We start from the raw sequence: 15,782 nt of genomic DNA, 5'->3' as shown, positions 1-15,782 counted from the left end.
CGGGAAACCCGCTAAAAATTAATCGTGACCGCGGGATAGGACTCGTCTACGTACCAGGGCTCTTTCTGCACGGTCAGAGGGGGCTGGTCTTGCTCGAAAGATAGGGTGTCGCCGTCTTTGACGGTGGCGCCTTGCAGAACATGGTCTGCGATATTGGCCAGCTTGTAATAGAGATCGGTGGGATCCATGGATTCGGTGGCCGCCTGGACTTCAGGGTGTCCGGCTTGGACCAGCCCAACGGTATAACCCAAGATTTTGTTTTCTTTTTGGGTAAGCCACACCGGAGCGATGTGCATTGGGGCAAGGTTATCCCGAAAAGCCTCGAGGAAAGTATTCGGCGCGATAGAAACGTTGCCGCGCGGGTTATGGACTATCAGGCAGTCGGGGTGTTCGGCTATCACCGCAGTGGCCTTGGAGAGTAGCTCAAGGTGATCGCGGCGGGTCTCGCGGAATTGCTTCGCGCGTTCATGTTCGGTCTCACGGGGAAGCACGGACACGAGGATTTGTGCGGTGGCAGAATCGAGGCCGCGGGCATCCGCGCTCAAAATGGGGTGGAGGCCATAGCTATCGCGGGTGGGAGGAGTATCGACGGCTTGGTAGTGCAATAAGAAGGAATCATCCAGCTCGACCATGATGCTTCCCGGATTCTTGCCCGGCGTGATATCTCCCAGGCGATCGCCAAAAGTGGTGGTCAGGCGCTCGCTTACCTCTTCAGGGGTAGGAGCAGTGCGGAAGACTGCGATGTTGATCAACGGGGCATCGATAAGCGCGGCATCAACGCTATGTGGTGTAGTCATAATATTCAGCTTAGGGGCGTGAGCGCGCGGGCGCATGGACGTATTAAGATGGCACGCATGACTGCTGCGATGTATGACCTGATGGACTTCGATGAGGTCCTAGAAAAGTTCGAACCGGTAATGGGCATGGAAGTCCACGTAGAGCTGGATACGGAAACCAAGATGTTTTCTACCTCTCCTACGAACTTCAACGCAGCGCCTAATTCCAACGTTGACCCGGTCTCCCTGGGCCTGCCCGGTGCGCTGCCGGTAGTTAACTCCAAGGGCGTGGAGGGCGCCATCAAGATTGGCCTGGCGCTTAATTGCTCCATTGCGGAGTCCTCTCGCTTTGCCCGTAAGAATTACTTTTACCCGGACCAGCCGAAGAACTACCAGATTTCTCAGTACGATGAGCCGATTGCCTATGACGGCTACCTGGATGTTGTGCTGGAAGATGGCACCGAGTGGCGCGTGGAAATCGAGCGTGCCCACATGGAGGAAGACACCGGCAAGCTGACCCACCTCGGTGGTGCGGATGGCCGTATTCACGGCGCCACGGCGTCCCTGGTGGATTGCAACCGTGCGGGCATTCCTCTCATTGAGATCGTTACCAAGCCGATCATTGGCGCCGGTGAGCGCGCGCCGGAGGTGGCAAAGGCCTACGTTTCCGCCCTGCGCGAGCTCGTTGCAGCTCTGGGCGTTTCCGACGCCCGCATGGATCAAGGCTCCATGCGTGTGGACTCCAACCTGTCTCTGCGCCCAGTGGGCCAGGAAGAGTTTGGTACCCGTACCGAGACCAAGAACATTAACTCCCTGCGTTCCGTGGAGCAGGCGGTTCGCTTCGAGATGCAGCGCCAGGCGCAGGTGCTCGAAGATGGCGGCACCATTGACCAGGAAACCCGCCACTACCAAGAGGCTGATGGCACCACCTCAAAGGGTCGTCCGAAGGAAACAGCCGAGGACTACCGTTACTTCAATGATCCGGACCTGCCGCCGGTCATCGCTCCGCGCGAGTGGGTAGAAGAGCTGCGTCAGACCCTTCCGGAGCTGCCATGGGTTCGCCGTGCGCGCATCCAGGAAGAGTGGGGCATCAAGGATGAGGAGATGCGCGACTTGGTCAACGCCGGTGCCCTCGACCTCATCGTGGATACCGTCGAGGCCGGTGCGAAGCCGGACGAGGCACGCTCCTGGTGGGTTTCTTACCTGGCCGGCAAGGCCAACGAGCAGGACACCGATCTTGCTGGCCTGTCCATTACCCCGCAGCACGTGGCGCGCGTTATCGCACTCGTCAACGAGGGCAAGCTGACTACCAAGCTCGCACGCAAGGCCGTCGATGGTGTGTTGGCGGGCGAGGGTGACGTCGACGAGGTCGTCGAAAAGCGCGGCTTGGAGGTCGTGCGCGATGACGGCGCCATCGAGAAGGCCGTAGATGACGCGCTGGCCGCCAACCCGGACATTGTGGAAAAGTACCGTGCCGGCAATAAGAAGGTCACCGGTGCCATCGTGGGTGCGGTCATGAAGGCCACCCAGGGCAAGGCCGATCCGGGCCAGGTCAATAAGCTCATCGCAGAGAAGCTGAACTAAGACCCCCCAAATAGCCAGCCGCGTCTATCCCACCTCAACGAGAGGGGCGTGGCTGGCTTTTTGTGTTTTCCTTCCCCGTTAAAGTTGGTGATTATTTTCGTTAGGCGAGGCCAGTGGGGTTACGCGTAGGGTCGTGGGCATGACAATTAAGAGCAAAGTATTGCAAAAGGAAAACCCTGAAGCACCATTCAAGGTCGTAGAAATTGAGCGCCGCGATCCGCGCGAAGACGACGTGGTCATTGATATTAAGGCTGCAGGCATCTGCCACTCCGATATTCACACGATCCGCAACGAGTGGGGCCAGGCCCACTTTCCCCTGACGGTGGGCCATGAGATCGCCGGTGTTGTGGAAGCTGTGGGCGATAAGGTCACCAAGTTCAAGGTAGGCGACCGCGTTGGCGTGGGCTGCCTGGTGAACTCCTGTGGCGAGTGCGAACAGTGCCGCAATGGCCAGGAGCAGAACTGCCTGAACGGCAATGTGGGCACCTATAACTCCGAAGATGTAGACGGCACCATTACTCAAGGCGGCTATGCTCAGAAGGTAGTAGTCAACGAAAACTTTGTGTGCACCATTCCAGAGGGTATTGATTTTGACGTAGCCGCCCCGCTGCTGTGCGCCGGAATCACCACCTATTCGCCGCTGGCTCGCTGGCAGGTCAAGGAAGGCGACAAGGTTGCCGTAGTGGGCCTTGGTGGCTTGGGCCACATGGGTGTGCAGATCGCTGCGGCAAAGGGCGCGGAAGTATCCGTGATTTCCCGCTCCCTGCGCAAGGAAAAGGAAGCTTATGAGCTGGGTGCTAAGCACATTTTGGCCACCGGTGAGGACGAAGAGTTCTTTGACAACCACCGTGGCGAATTCGACGTCATCTTGTCCACCATTTCTGCCCAGTACTCCCTCAATGACTACCTGCAGCTGCTGAAGCCGCGCGGCATCATGTCCGTTGTCGGACTTCCACCGGAGGAGCTGGGAGTACACATGAGCAGCCTTGTCGGCGGCGGCAAGGTGCTAACCGGTAATAACATCGGCGGCATTGCAGAGACCCAGGAAATGCTGGATTTCTGCGCCGAGCACGGCATCGGCGCCGTTATTGAAAAGATCGGCGTCAACGATGTTGATGACGCCTATGAGCGCGTGGTGGAAGGCGATGTAAAGTTCCGCTTCGTGATTGATACCGCGAGCTTCGACGACTAAAGCGTTAGGTTGATTTCGCTGCATCCCCAAATGTGATTTATCACAACATCGGTATGTGTCAGTAGGTGTTTAACGCGTCACTTACGTACCATTCCTTAAGGAACGCATATCGGTGTTGTGTTGCCCACGTGCTGGGGGAGTGGGGGACAAGGGGCCGCGCGCACCAGTATGCGAGAGATATTCGCTACAAAAGTTAGGCAACTGTGTCTTCTAAAAACATTATCGCCATCGCTATGTCCTTCGTGGGCTTGCTGGTCGGCGCCGGCTTTGCCACAGGCCAAGAGGTGGTGCAGTACTTCACCGCCTTTGGTTCCTGGGGTATTCCCGGAATCATTATCGCCGCACTCATCATGACCCTTGCCGGTACCGTGTTCTTGCAGCTGGGCAGCTACTTCCACGCTTCTGAACACAACACCGTATTCCGCAATGTCACTCACCCGATCGTCTCCAAGTTGCTGGACGTCGCGGTCATCATCACCCTTTTTGCTATTGGCTTTGTGATGTTGGCCGGCGCGGGTTCCAATATGGAGCAGCAGTTTGGCTGGAAGACTTGGATCGGCTCCACGCTCATGCTGGTAATGGTGCTTATCGTGGGCATGCTCGACGTGGATAAGGTATCCAAGGTCATCGGTGCTGTAACACCGACCATCATCATTGCGGTCATTGGCGTAGCCATCTACACCGGCCTCAATATGCCGGATGACATCGGTGCCGCTATGGACGCCTCCAGCCAGATCGACACCCCGATTGGTAACTGGCTCATTTCAGCACTCAACTACAACGGCCTTGCCCTGATGCTCGCCGTGTCCATGTCCCTGGTTATCGGCGGCGACAATATCAGCCCACGCGAGGCCGGCTGGGGCGGCGTTGTAGGCGGCGTCATCTACTCCATCATGATGGGCCTTGCCGGATTCTCCTTGCTGATGAACTCGGACAAGGCACAAGGCTCCGATATTCCGATGCTGTCTCTGGTAGATAGCGTTAACCCGACGCTCGGCTCCATCATGGCGGTCATCATCTACTTGATGATCTTCAATACTGCTATCGGCATGTTCTACGCTTTGGGCAAGCGCCTGTCTGCCGGTCATGAGAAGCGGTTCCCGGTTATCTTCGTTATTGGCTGCTTGGCTGGTTTCGCCGTGTCCTTCGCCGGCTTCAAGACCCTGATGAACTACATCTACCCCGTCATCGGCTACATGGGCATTCTGATGGTGGCCATCCTGGTCTTTGCTTGGTTCCGCAGCCAGTCTCAGATCCAGGATGAGGCTGTGCGCCGTGAGCGTGTACGTGCCCTCATGCACCTGAAGCTGCACCCGGACAAGGCATATGATGCTGAGCGCTATGACGATGAAATTGGCCAGCACATCGAGGACTCCAATATGGACAATGAGGCCCTCTACGATGAGCTGGTCGAGGAAGTCACCGAGGAGCTCGATGGTGACGACGACGTGGACTTTGACAAGGAAAAGTACGAACAAAAGCGCCACGATTACTCCTACTACACCGAGCGTGATGCGGTAGAAACTGACCGCACCCCGGAAGAAATTGAAAAGTGGGTCGAAGAAACCGGCGCATCCGGCGACCCTGAAGAAGATGAGGAGCTGCCAAAGGCTGACAATTCCAAGAATTAAGCGGACAATGGGTGCCATGAGTATCTATGCACCCCCATCTGACCGTTATGATTCGATGGAGTACCGCCGAGTAGGCAACTCTGGGCTGAAGCTGCCGGCCATTTCCCTTGGCCTATGGCAGAACTTCGGCGACGACCGTCCCCTGGCCACGCAGCGCGAAATCCTGCGCGCGGCGTATGACCGGGGGATTACTCATTTCGATTTGGCCAATAACTATGGCCCTGAACCAGGCGCCGCGGAGGACAACTTCGGCCGCATCTTTGCCCGCGATTTCCGCCCCTTCCGCGATGAAATGATCATTTCTTCCAAGGCGGGTTGGGTAATGAATGATTCGCCCTACGGTTTCGGCGGCTCTCGCAAGTACCTGGTGAGCTCCTTGGACGCTTCCCTGAAGCGCATGGGTTTGGATTACGTGGACATCTTCTACCACCACCGCCCGGACCCGGACACTCCGCTGGAAGAGACCCTGTATGCACTGCGCGATATCGTAGCCTCCGGCAAAGCCCTGTATGTGGGTATTTCCTCTTATGGTCCGGAGCTCACCGCAGAGGCCGTGGAGTTTATGGAAGATGAAGGCTGCCCGTTGCTGATTCATCAGCCGAGCTATTCCATTTTGAACCGCTGGATTGAGCGCCCGGGCGAAGACGGTGAGTCGCTGCTTGACGTTACGGCGCGCAGCGGCCTGGGCGTTATCGGCTTCGGCCCGTTGGCGCAGGGCATGCTGACGGACCGCTATATCGACGGCATCCCTGCAGATTCGCGAGCGGCGAAGAATAAGACCCTGGAAAAGGACTGGCTCAATGAGGAAAACCTTTCCATGATCCGCTCGCTCAACGATATTGCAGGCGAGCGCGGTCAGTCTCTGGCTCAGATGGCCATCTCGTGGGTGCTGCGTGACCAGGGGGATCGCACGCTTACCTCGGCGCTGTTGGGCGCTTCTTCTGTGGAGCAGCTCGAGCACAACCTGGGCGCGCTGGACAAGCTTGACTTCAGTGCGGAGGAGCTGGCTGCGATTGACGACGCCGCCCATGACGCCGGCATCAACCGCTGGGCAGGCGCCACCGCCTCCCGCGTTCGCGGCGACTAGGCGCAGTGGTGCTCGTTCCCTAGAGCAGGAGCAACTTGAGCGTTAGGCCAATCATGATGACGCCGATGCCGAAGTTGATCCAGCGCCACACTGTGGGTCGGGACAGCACGTGGGAGAAGCGCGCCGCGCCAAAGCCGATGAAGGGGAACCAGGTGAAGCTGGCGCAGATTGCACCCACGGCGAAAAGCCAGCGCCCCGATTCACCATATTGATTAGCAATGCTGCCGAGCATGACCACTACGTCTACGTAGGCGCCTGGGTTGAGCCATGTTAAGGCCAGGGCGGTCAATAGCGGCTTAACCCATGAAGGGGAGCGCTTGATCTCGACGCGAGTTGCAGTCTTGGTCGTGCTGCGCGCCCTAGAGCCATCGAAGGAAGCGACTTCCTGCGGTGCCTTCGGCTGCGTGGATTCCACCTCGATGGCCTCGCCTTTGGTCTTGAACGCATCGCGGAAGCAGGTAAAGGTGAAATACGCCAGGTAAGCGGCGCCAACATATTTCAAAACCTGCAGGGCGTTGGGGAACTTTTCTACCAAATAGCCCACGCCGGCCGTGCCGGAGGTGATCAGGATGACGTCGGAAAGCGCGCAGACGACAATAATGAGGCCAATGTGGTCGCGGCGGATGCCGTATTTGAGCAGCATGGCATTTTGCGGACCGACGGCCACGATGAGCGATAACCCCAGGAAGAAACCAGCAAGCACGATGGACATGCCTTCTAGTGTGAATTCCCGGTCTGAATTAGTCCAGTTAATGAATCTACAGTTGGTTTAGAATAGCTTCATGAACCCGGTGCACCTAGAAACTTTGCTCGCCATCGTGGATGAAGGCAGCTTCGATGTTGCCGCAGCCGTGCTCGGCATATCGCCGTCTGCGGTAAGCCAACGAATCAAGGCCCTAGAATCGAGCACCGGTCGAGTGCTCCTTCGCCGTGCCACCCCGGTAACTGCGACAGAAGCAGGGGAGATCCTGGTGCAATCCGCACGCCGCATGGCGTTGGTACAGGCAGAGACGGATGCCCGCCTAGGCCACCGCTTGGCCCGGGTCCCGCTCTCAGTCGCTGTGAACTCGGATTCCCTAGCGACATGGTTCCGCAGGGTGCTTAGCGATACCGCGCGGCGAGGTGATGTCGCCCTGCGCATCCGGATTGAGGATGAGGCCCGCACCCTGGCCATGTTGCGGCGTGGAGATGTGCTTGGCGCGGTAACGAGGGAAGCCACACCGGTCTCAGGGTGTGAGTCTAGCTTTTTGGGTACGATGCGTTACTTCCCAGTCGCGGCGCCGCATATTGCAGAAAGCTTTCATAGTGGCCGCTTGACCTGGGAAACCATGCCGCTGGTGGGATATGGGCCTAACGACCAGGTTTTGGACGATGCGATGCGGGAGCGCTTCATTGATTCGTCCGTGGTGCGTGCCCGGGTGTCACAGATCCCTTCGTCCGAGGGCTACCTCGAGGCCGTTCGCGTTGGCCTGGGGTGGGGATTGCTGCCCCAAGCTCAAGCGCTGCCCCTACTGGCGGCAAAAGAGCTGGTGCTTCTCGACGACTCCCCGCTCGATATCGACCTTTACTGGCAGCGTTGGCGATTGGAATCGGAGGTATTGGGTGAACTTACGCGTTCGGTCATCGAAGCTGCGAGCGGCTTGGTGGCCACATAGCGCGCAAGCTCGTGCGGCGCGCCGTGGTGGGTACCACAAAAGTGCAGGCACGTGCCCTAAGTTGGAGCTATGAGCGATAAGCAGCAACCGGATAAAGCCACCCCGTTTGATGAGGATATGGACGTGCCTACATACAACGCGAAGCCCGCTAGCAAGGATTCTGTCTCCGGCCAGAAAAAGTCGAAGCCCGGTCTTTTCGAGCGCGCCGGCCGCGCCGAGCCGCAGGAGATCAAGCCTTCCCAGGCGCAGCAGAACCACCCTGAAACCGAGGTACTGTCCTATTCCAGTGCAAATGAAGCCGCACGTCAGGATGGTGGCGCCGGCGAGGAGACCGTAGCCTTCGCGCAGCCGGACTCCACCACGCCGGCTACCCCAGAGCAAGAAACGGCACTTGCTACTGCCGACGCCCCCGTAGAGAGCACCCTCAGCACCGAAACCGCAGAGGAGGGCGAGGCACGCCTGCAGGCAGAGCAGGAGGAAAAGGAGGGCTACCAGCGCTATGGTCGCCGCGGCACCATCGATTTCGGCCTGTTTTTCATCCGCTTGGCGCTGAGCGCTTACCTGATCGTTGCGGGAGCAAAGACCTTCTTCACGCTTGGCGATAGCGAAGGCTTGTCCGGCCTGGAAGGCGATTTTGCCAACTATGCTTGGGATTCTGCACTGTCCATCGCGGTGCCGACCATGCAGCTTATCGCTGGTGTGTTCTTGCTGCTCGGCCTCATTACGCCGCTGGCGGCCATGATTGGCCTGGTAGTGACCGGCTTTACCGCCGTCCACGAGCTAGCCCAGACCGATGCCGGCCTAGACGTCTTTAGCTGGCCGGAATCCGTATGGCTTTCCTTGGTTCTCTTTGTCATCGCAGTAGGCCTGCAGTTTACCGGTCCAGGCTTTATCTCCCTTGACTTCAAGCGCTCTTGGGCGCGCCGCCCACTGGGTACTTCCTGGGCCTTTGTTCTCATCGGCATCGCCATCCTCGCCGCACTCTGGTTCTTCGGCGCAGGCGTTAATCCGTTGAACTAGGCGCTAATAGATTGTCCGTCGCAATAGCGGCGGATTTTCTTTTGCTCTTGCTTTCCATGGCGGAAAGTATGATACTTTCTAAAGTGGAAAACAACGAAAAGTCGAAGGTGAAAGGAACGGCGAGAATGGATGAAAGCGTGCACGAGGCACTGTCCTTCAACGAGGAAGTGGAGAAGGAGCAAAGCGACGGACGGAAGACTGCGCTTAATGCCTTGTTTGCTGCAGCGTTGGCGGTACTTTGGTTTATCTTGAGCCAATGGGGGAATGGCATACCGTGGTGGTTGTCCCTTGGTTTAGTGGTGGTCTGCGTGGGAGTGGCTCTCTGGGTTGGCGCTCAGAAGCGCAACGTGCGCGCAGGTTATAGGCAAGATCCCTTCGCCCAGCCGCAGCCGGATAAGAAATACTATTTCGGAATCATTCTGATATTTTGCCCTACGTTCCCCCAGATCTTCCTCGAAGGACACCTGGCCACTGCGGCTGTAGTATTCACGCTGTGGGGCATCGCTGTATTTTGGGTTTTCAATTCCGGTGCGATGGATCTGTCCACGCGGGACAGTGCAAGTGGCAAGCGGGCAAGCGGCGATGAATGAGCTCGACCCAGTAATCCACCCGCTTAACCGGTTTAAAATTTGTGCGGTGCTCAACGCGGCTGGAGCAGTGGAAGGCGCCATCAACAAAGAGATGCGTTTTGCCGCAATTCGAGAGAAGGTGAATCAATCCGATGCCACGCTGTCTAAGCAGCTAAGCGCACTGGAAAAAGAGGGGTATATCAGTCGCTTTCGCGAGTACGGGTCCTCGCGTGGCAAGGACACGGTATGGGTGATGCTCACGGCAAAAGGTAAGGCCGCATTCGATTCGCACCTTGCAGCGCTTAAGACACTAGCGGGGCAGGAGTAGCGGTACTCGTGTTCCGGTTATTGCGCCGGGAGGCATAGAAAGCGGCTGCGAAAAGTGCGACGGTAAGCACGGTGAGCCAGACAAAGTCATCCACCCAGAACTTTTGGTAGCGCTCCATGGCGTGGACATCGACTTGATCGCCCCACCACCATTTAGGAGGGACGGTCAGCAGCATGGCTGCCCAAGCGATAAGGACGGTCAGGAGGCTGCCCGCAGCCCATCCAGACGGCAGCCAGGTCCACGCGCGGTAGACAAAGACCGGGATGATGAGCGTGAGCCAGACCCAGTGGTGCGACCAGGAAACAGGGGAGATGAGGAGGAGGGTGAGGGCGGTGACCAATTGGGCGTCGACAAGCAGATGCTCCTCGCACAGTCGCTTGATAAGCCACGCAGCAAAGGCAATAACCACTAGGCAAGCTGCGAGCCACGCGAGGTTGATGGTCAATCCATTGGCGTCCATGGCTTCCGAAGAAGAATACATGCGCTGAATGGCTCCCTTGATGGAACTATTGGACTGGTAGTCGGTTGCCACGCCGAAGTTGCCGCCAGATCCCATATCTAGCAATTTAGAGCTGAAGAACTCCACGAACGCGTCCCAGCGGAAGGCCGCGGAAAGCAGCGTGGCAGCGACTGCGGAAAGGAAGGCCGTGGCAATCTGCTTCCATTCCTTGCGCACGAGGAAGTAGAGCAGCATCGCCAGCGGGGTAATTTTGATAGCGGCGGCCAAGCCAATCAAGACACCTTGCGGCAAGAAGCGCTTGCGCGGAACGAGGTCGAGGATAACCAGCGCCATCACCACGATGTTGATCTGCGCAAAACCATTGTTGAGATCAACCGGTTCGAAGCGCAAGGCAATGGCCCAGGCAATGGCGGTAACTGGCAGGAGAAAATCCGGCTTCTTCAGCACCGCCCTGAAAACGAAGTAGAGGCAGACGAGCAGGAGTAGATCGGAGAGGACGACCATGATGTCGCCCGCCATATCGTGGTCAATGCCGTCAAAGGCCGTGAGTGGAACCATGACGAGCGCGCCAAAGGGTGGATAAATGAAGGGAAGTTCAATATCCCCGGCGAGCATGGGCTCGCTATAGACGGAGCGGTGCTCAAGGAAGGCTTTGACGCCCTCGCGGTAGACCACCATGTCAATGGGAAAGTCCGTGATGCGAGTGTCTTGAATAATCTTCCAGGCGCCAAAAATGAGGCCCAGCAGAGCTAGGGCATAACGAAAAAGTGGGGTGCGCGCGAGTTTCATAGCAGTACACTTTATGCGATCTGCAGGTAAACGGGCGTGCACCCCACCGAGGCTCACAGGGATTTAGCAGTTAATACTGGCTAATTTACATGGCCATCGACCACACGCACCGCGCCGCGATCGGCAGAGGTAGCCATGGCTGCATACGCACGCAGCGCCTTGGTGATGGGGCGGTTGCGGTTCACTGGAGTCCACGGTTGCTCGCGCTGTTCCTGGGCGGCTCGGCGGCGCTCCAGCACGTCCTGGTCCACATCCAGGGTGAGTTGGCGCTCGTGGATGTCGATGGTGATGGTGTCGCCATTTTCGATGAGCCCGATAAGGCCCTGGTGGGCTGCCTCCGGGGAGATATGGCCGATGGAAAGGCCGGAGGTGCCGCCGGAAAAACGGCCGTCGGTAATCAAGGCGCATGCTTTGCCCAAACCGGCGCCTTTCAGGAAGGAGGTTGGGTGGAGCATCTCCTGCATGCCAGGGCCGCCGGACGGGCCTTCATAGCGAATGACCACCACGTCGCCCGGCTGAACTTCCTTGTTCAGGATTATCGATACGGCCTCCTCCTGGGATTCGACCACACGGGCGGGTCCAGAGAAGGTCCACAGCTCTTCTTCCACACCCGCTGCCTTCACGATGGCCCCGTCGGGGGCCAGGTTTCCGCGTAGGACAACCAGGCCGCCGTCGGAAGAAAAGGCATGATCGGCGTCGTGAATGCAGCCATTAGCGGTGTCAGTATCGAGCTCGTCCCAGCGGTTGGATTGGGAAAATGGTTCGGTAGTGCGCACGCCGCCCGGCGCGGCGTAGTACAGTTCGCGGGCCTCATCGGTGGCATGTGGGTTGCGGATATCCCAGTCATCGAGCCACTGCTCGGCGTTGTCATATAGCGCCGTATGCACCTTCAAGTTCAGGTGCCCGGCGCGGCGAAGCTCTCCTAAGATAGCGGGGATACCGCCGGCGCGGTGGACATCCTCAATGTGGTAGGTGCCATTGGGCGCGACCTTGGACAGGCAGGGCACGCGGTAGGAGATGTCATTTATGTCATCGAGGGTGAAATCCACCTCGCCCTCCTGCGCGGCTGCGAGCGTGTGCAGGATGGTGTTGGTGGATCCGCCCATGGCCATGTCTAGCGCCATGGCGTTGGTGAAGGCTTCCTTGGTGGCGATTTTGCGGGGGAGAACGGATTCGTCCTCCTCGCTGTAATAGCGGCGGCACATATCGACGATGGTGGAGCCGGCCTTTTCAAATAGGCTGCGGCGGGCCGTGTGGGTAGCCAGGGTGGTGCCGTTGCCAGGCAGTGCCAAGCCGAGTGCCTCGGTCAGGCAGTTCATGGAATTGGCGGTAAACATGCCAGAACAGGAGCCGCAGGTGGGGCAGGCGGATTCCTCCACCTGGGTCAAGCCTTCATCGGATACCGCGTCATTGGCCGAGGCGGTAATGGCGGTGATGAGGTCGGTGGGGGCGTGGGCAACGCCATCAACTACGACGGCTTTGCCGGCTTCCATCGGTCCGCCGGAGACGAAGATGGTGGGAATGTTAAGGCGCAGCGCCGCATTGAGCATGCCCGGGGTGATTTTATCGCAGTTGGAGATGCACACCAGGGCGTCGGCAGTGTGGGCATTGGCCATGTACTCGATGGAATCGGAGATGATTTCGCGTGAAGGCAGCGAGTAGAGCATGCCGCTATGACCCATGGCGATGCCATCATCGACGGCGATGGTATTGAATTCCTTGGGTACGCCTCCGGCCTCGCGCACGGCGTCGGCGACGATATCGCCAGCGTTTTTAAGGTGTACGTGGCCGGGGACGAATTGGGTGTAGGAGTTGGCGATGGCGACAATCGGTTTGCCAAAGTCATTTTCCTTGGTGCCGGTGGCCCGCCAAAGGGCGCGGGCACCAGAGGCTTGGCGGCCGACGGTAGTTACTTTTGAGCGCAGCGGGAACATGGTTTTCAGTCACCATTCCTTCAAGGGATGTGGGGGAGAGCGTAGGCGGCGTATTTAGTTCTCGGCCGAAGGCTTGAGCTCGGGGTGGCGCTCAAGGTAGTCCTCATACTCTTCCTTGCTGAGGAGGACTTGTTGGCCGTCACGGTGGACAATGACCACCTTGTCATCTGCCGCTTCACGGCCCTGGGTAAGGGCGTCAGGGATGCGGCCGCGGGAGGCCTCCGAAAGTCGCGGGAGCGAGTTAAAGGTAACGCCGGGCAGGCTGTGCTCCGCACCAGCCTTGGTGCGGGCGAAGGCGCGGGCGCGTTGGAAGCCGATTCCGGCAAAATCGTCCCATGCGATCTGGATATTCTTCCGGAAGGCGTAGGAGATAGCGATTCCGGATTCGGAGACTTTGGTGCGGGATTTTATGACCCACCACAATCCGAGGATGGGGATAATGAACAGCCATGCGAGGTATTTGGGGGCCCATCCGATGCTCAGCAGAGCAATGGCGGACAGGATGAGGATGCCCAGGATATGGTCGCGGGATGGCTTGAAAACCTCTGCCTGGGTGGTGGACTGACGAGGTTTATTGTCCTTAGGTGGTGGAGTCATAGTGTGCAAGCCTAATTCACTTAGGCGGGCAAGGGCGAACCTATTTTTCAGGCGTGTCCCATCACATGGGAATGTGATCCCAAAAGGGGGTAATCGGCACGTGCGCAATACCTATCAGTGTATAGTCATGCCCATGATCATTATTCGACTTCAGGTAGTACCAACGCGGTGGTGACCGCGACGACCGATGACGTCGACGCATTTCGCCCCCGCAGACAGACAAGCCCGCGGGGGCTTTGTTCATATCTGGGGCCGGTATCGATGATGATCAGGACCTGTAAAAGACCAATTCAAGGAGCACATTAACCGTGGTTACGACAACTTCGCCCACGCCCGCTTCGGTGGCTGCGGCCTCACGCGCCCACGCTCCGGAGCGGATGAGTGGTGCCCACGCCATTGTCCGCACTCTCGAAGACTTGGGAACCGATCTCGTCTTCGGCATTCCAGGCGGTGCCGTGCTTCCTCTTTACGATGCTTTGCACACCTCGACCAAGCTGCGGCACGTGCTCACCCGCCATGAACAGGGTGCCGGCCACGCTGCCGAAGGCTATGCCCAAGCTTCCGGCAAGGTAGGCGTATGCATTGCCACCTCCGGGCCGGGTGCGACCAACTTAGTGACAGCGCTTGCCGACGCAAACCTGGACTCCGTTCCCATCGTCGCCATCACCGGCCAGGTGGGCAGCAACCTATTGGGAACCGATGCCTTCCAAGAGGCCGATATCCGCGGCGTGACGATGCCGATTACCAAGCACAACTACATCGTGACAGAACCTAGCCAGATTCCAGCTGCCATTGCAGCCGCATTCCATCTGGCTTCTACGGGCCGTCCGGGGCCGGTCTTGGTGGATATCCCAAAGGACGTGCAAAACGATGAATTGGAATATTCCTTCCCGGCTACGTTTGATCTGCCTGGATATAAACCGACGACCAAGCCGCATCATCGCCAGATCGTGCAAGCGGTTGAGCTCATTGCACAGGCAGAAAAGCCGGTCATCTATGCCGGTGGCGGTGTCATCAAGGCTGAGGCGGCCAAGGAGCTGCGCGAGTTTGCGGAATTTTCCGGAATCCCCGTCGTGACTACGCTCATGGCCTTAGGTGCCTTTCCGGAATCTCATCCGCTGCACATGGGGATGCCGGGCATGCATGGCACCGTCCCTGCAGTTGCGGCCATGCAGCGAGCTGACCTGTTGATTACTATCGGCGCGCGATTTGATGATCGAGTAACCGGTGATACCTCCACTTTTGCCCCTGGGGCCCAGGTAATTCATGCTGATATTGACCCGGCTGAAATTGGGAAAATCCGCGACGTTGCCGTGCCAATCGTGGGTGATGCCCGCAACGTGTTGGCAGGTCTCTTAAAGGAGTACCGCAAAAACTCCGCGGTGAATTCTCCGCAGGTAGGCCCATGGCGAGATTACCTCGATAGGCTCAAGAAACGGTTCCCCCGTGGCTATGAACCCACTCCGGATGGGCAGCTCAATCCCCAATTTGTGTTGGAAAAGCTGAGTGAAACCGTAGGTCCTGAGGCTATCTACTGTGCCGGTGTGGGGCAGCACCAGATGTGGTCGGCACAGTTCATTGACTTTGAACACCCACGCTCCTGGATCAACTCCGGCGGTGCCGGAACTATGGGCTATGCCGTGCCGGCGGCCCTCGGTGCCAAGGCAGCATGCCCGGATAAGGAGGTGTGGGCGATTGACGGTGACGGTTGCTTCCAAATGACCAACCAGGAGCTCACCACCGCGGCATTGGAGGGCTTTCCGTTTAAGGTTGCCGTCATTAATAACGGCAACCTCGGCATGGTCCGTCAGTGGCAGACACTGTTTTTTAATGAGAACTACTCCAATACCAAGCTGCGAGAACGGGATGTCTATACCCCAGACTTCGTACGACTAGCAGAGGCGCTGGGGTGCGAGGCCATCCGCGTCACCTGTGAGGAAGAAGTGGTGCCGGCCATTGAACGGGCCCGCGCAATCAATGACCGCCCCGTGGTCATTGACTTCATCGTTGGTGAGGATGCCCAAGTCTGGCCAATGATCGGTGGTGGGGCGTCTAACGAGGAAATTCAGTATGCCCGCGGCTTGCGCCCGCTGTTTGATGAAAATGAATCGGCAGCAGAAACTCCTGCCGATATCGACGAGACTATCCAGGAGGTATAGG

General features: G+C 58.1%; 14 protein-coding genes. 9 read left to right on the top strand and 5 right to left on the bottom strand.

Going from position 1 to position 15,782, the window contains the following annotated elements; genetic code table 11:
• Positions 1–11 precede the first annotated feature (11 nt).
• Positions 12–797 carry a DUF4261 domain-containing protein gene (locus QP909_RS04075; protein WP_284766249.1) on the bottom strand — a complete coding sequence of 262 codons (786 nt, stop codon included), beginning with the start codon at positions 795–797 and terminating at the stop codon, positions 12–14.
• A 57-nt stretch (positions 798–854) separates the two neighbouring features.
• Between QP909_RS04075 and gatB the strand changes: the two genes are divergently transcribed.
• The 4 genes from gatB (at position 855) to QP909_RS04055 (ending at position 6,270) form a co-directional block, all read left to right on the top strand.
• Positions 855–2,360 carry an Asp-tRNA(Asn)/Glu-tRNA(Gln) amidotransferase subunit GatB gene (gene gatB, locus QP909_RS04070; protein WP_198492920.1) on the top strand — a complete coding sequence of 502 codons (1,506 nt, stop codon included), beginning with the start codon at positions 855–857 and terminating at the stop codon, positions 2,358–2,360.
• Between the two features lie 139 nt (positions 2,361–2,499).
• Positions 2,500–3,552, top strand: coding sequence for an NAD(P)-dependent alcohol dehydrogenase (locus tag QP909_RS04065; protein ID WP_284766248.1), 1,053 nt, complete (start codon positions 2,500–2,502; stop codon positions 3,550–3,552).
• 203 nt (positions 3,553–3,755) lie between these two features.
• Positions 3,756–5,183, top strand: a complete 1,428-nt coding sequence (locus QP909_RS04060; protein ID WP_284766247.1) for a YkvI family membrane protein — start codon at positions 3,756–3,758, stop codon at positions 5,181–5,183.
• 16 nt (positions 5,184–5,199) lie between these two features.
• Positions 5,200–6,270: an aldo/keto reductase gene (locus QP909_RS04055; RefSeq protein ID WP_284766246.1), complete on the top strand. Its 1,071-nt coding sequence runs from the start codon at positions 5,200–5,202 to the stop codon at positions 6,268–6,270.
• Between the two features lie 19 nt (positions 6,271–6,289).
• On the opposite strand, the gene QP909_RS04050 is transcribed toward QP909_RS04055, so the two are convergent.
• Positions 6,290–6,982, bottom strand: coding sequence for a LysE/ArgO family amino acid transporter (locus QP909_RS04050; RefSeq protein WP_284766245.1), 693 nt, complete (start codon positions 6,980–6,982; stop codon positions 6,290–6,292).
• A gap of 70 nt (positions 6,983–7,052) precedes the next feature.
• Between QP909_RS04050 and QP909_RS04045 the strand changes: the two genes are divergently transcribed.
• The 4 genes from QP909_RS04045 to QP909_RS04030 all read left to right on the top strand — a co-directional run bounded on the left by QP909_RS04045 (position 7,053) and on the right by QP909_RS04030 (position 9,842).
• Positions 7,053–7,925: a LysR family transcriptional regulator ArgP gene (locus QP909_RS04045; RefSeq protein ID WP_284766244.1), complete on the top strand. Its 873-nt coding sequence runs from the start codon at positions 7,053–7,055 to the stop codon at positions 7,923–7,925.
• A 69-nt stretch (positions 7,926–7,994) separates the two neighbouring features.
• On the top strand, positions 7,995–8,945 hold the full coding sequence (locus tag QP909_RS04040; protein ID WP_284766243.1) for a DoxX family protein: 951 nt from the start codon (positions 7,995–7,997) through the stop codon (positions 8,943–8,945).
• A gap of 11 nt (positions 8,946–8,956) precedes the next feature.
• Positions 8,957–9,535: a hypothetical protein gene (locus tag QP909_RS04035; protein WP_284766242.1), complete on the top strand. Its 579-nt coding sequence runs from the start codon at positions 8,957–8,959 to the stop codon at positions 9,533–9,535.
• Entirely contained in the window at positions 9,528–9,842 is a 315-nt protein-coding gene (locus QP909_RS04030) for a transcriptional regulator (RefSeq protein ID WP_284766241.1), read from the top strand. Before QP909_RS04035 ends, QP909_RS04030 begins: the two co-directional genes overlap by 8 nt.
• Here QP909_RS04030 and QP909_RS04025 read toward each other — a convergent pair.
• The 3 genes from QP909_RS04025 to QP909_RS04015 all read right to left on the bottom strand — a co-directional run bounded on the left by QP909_RS04025 (position 9,817) and on the right by QP909_RS04015 (position 13,622).
• Complete coding sequence (locus tag QP909_RS04025) at positions 9,817–11,091, bottom strand: glycosyltransferase family 87 protein (RefSeq protein ID WP_284766240.1); 1,275 nt, start codon at positions 11,089–11,091, stop codon at positions 9,817–9,819. The two genes, QP909_RS04030 and QP909_RS04025, sit on opposite strands and share 26 nt — an antisense overlap.
• Positions 11,092–11,171: 80 nt before the next feature.
• Positions 11,172–13,025, bottom strand: a complete 1,854-nt coding sequence (gene ilvD / locus QP909_RS04020; RefSeq protein WP_284766239.1) for a dihydroxy-acid dehydratase — start codon at positions 13,023–13,025, stop codon at positions 11,172–11,174.
• 54 nt (positions 13,026–13,079) lie between these two features.
• Positions 13,080–13,622, bottom strand: coding sequence for a PH domain-containing protein (locus tag QP909_RS04015; protein ID WP_198492929.1), 543 nt, complete (start codon positions 13,620–13,622; stop codon positions 13,080–13,082).
• 308 nt (positions 13,623–13,930) lie between these two features.
• On the opposite strand from QP909_RS04015, the gene QP909_RS04010 reads away from it, so the two are divergent.
• The gene (locus QP909_RS04010) at positions 13,931–15,781 is read left to right on the top strand and encodes an acetolactate synthase large subunit (RefSeq protein ID WP_284766238.1); all 1,851 of its coding nucleotides are present in this window, start codon (positions 13,931–13,933) and stop codon (positions 15,779–15,781) included.
• Position 15,782 lies beyond the last annotated feature (1 nt).

It is taken from the genome of Corynebacterium sp. MSK195 (assembly GCF_030228885.1).
GTDB lineage: Bacteria > Actinomycetota > Actinomycetes > Mycobacteriales > Mycobacteriaceae > Corynebacterium.
Note: the sequence above shows the minus strand (reverse complement) of the source record. Positions and strands in the feature narration are given on the sequence as shown.